The organism is Paraplanobispora takensis (assembly GCF_016863195.1).
GTDB lineage: Bacteria > Actinomycetota > Actinomycetes > Streptosporangiales > Streptosporangiaceae > Planobispora > Planobispora takensis.
This window is the reverse complement of record NZ_BOOK01000155.1, coordinates 1-602: the sequence shown is the minus strand read 5'-3', so window position 1 is coordinate 602 and position 602 is coordinate 1. Positions and strand designations below refer to the sequence as shown.

General features: G+C 63.8%; 1 pseudogene. It reads right to left on the bottom strand.

From position 1 onward, the window contains the following. Positions 1-602 (bottom strand): annotated as a pseudogene (locus Pta02_RS40875) (DNA-directed RNA polymerase subunit beta); the annotation flags it as partial.

Genomic DNA, 602 nt, shown 5'->3' with positions numbered 1-602 from the left:
GGCGTCGACGCCGAGCTTCTTGTTGATCTTGTAGCGGCCGACCTTCGCCAGGTCGTAGCGCTTGGGGTTGAAGTACAGGTTCTCCAGCAGAGTCTGCGCCGACTCGCGGGTCGGGGGCTCGCCCGGACGCAGCTTGCGGTAGATGTCGAGCAGGGCGTCGTCCTGGCCGGCGGTGTGGTCCTTCTCCAGAGTGGCGCGCATCGACTCGTACTGGCCGAAACGCTCCAAGATCTGCTCATTCGTCCAGCCCAGCGCCTTGAGCAGCACCGTGACGGCCTGCTTGCGCTTGCGGTCGATGCGCACGCCCACGCTGTCGCGCTTGTCGATCTCGAACTCCAGCCAGGCGCCCCGCGAGGGGATCACCTTGCAGCCGTACAGGTCCTTGTCGGAGGTCTTGTCGGGGTTGTGCTCGAAGTACACGCCCGGCGAGCGGACCAGCTGCGACACCACCACACGCTCGGTGCCGTTGACGATGAACGTGCCCTTCGGCGTCATCAGCGGGAAGTCGCCCATGAACACGGTCTGGCTCTTGATCTCACCGGTGGTGTTATTGATGAACTCCGCCGTGACGAACATCGGAGCGGAGTAGGTCATGTCCTTGT